This is a genomic window from Shewanella sp. N2AIL (assembly GCF_022690845.1).
Classification (GTDB): domain Bacteria; phylum Pseudomonadota; class Gammaproteobacteria; order Enterobacterales; family Shewanellaceae; genus Shewanella; species Shewanella baltica.
The window spans coordinates 1-204 of record NZ_JALBYT010000157.1 but is presented as its reverse complement, the minus strand read 5'-3'; the positions used below and the strand labels follow the sequence as shown (position 1 = coordinate 204).

The window sequence follows — 204 nt, the reverse complement described above, 5'->3', positions numbered from 1 at the left end:
CCACCGATCCAGTTCTGACTGACAGCGGCACCTTAACCATTACCGATGCCGACAGCGGCCAGGCGGTGTTCCAAGCCGGCAACGGCACTCCAAGTGTTGGCGCGCTCGGCAGCCTGACTATCGATGCCGACGGCAACTGGACTTACAACGTCGATAACGCCGACGTGCAATATCTGGCTGAAGGCGAAACCAAGGTCGAAACCT

At 58.8% G+C, this 204-nt stretch carries 1 protein-coding gene; it reads left to right on the top strand.

Annotated elements, in window-relative coordinates; translation table 11 throughout:
* On the top strand, positions 1-204 hold a 204-nt coding region (locus MO387_RS21410; protein WP_242326536.1), incomplete at both ends, for a VCBS domain-containing protein.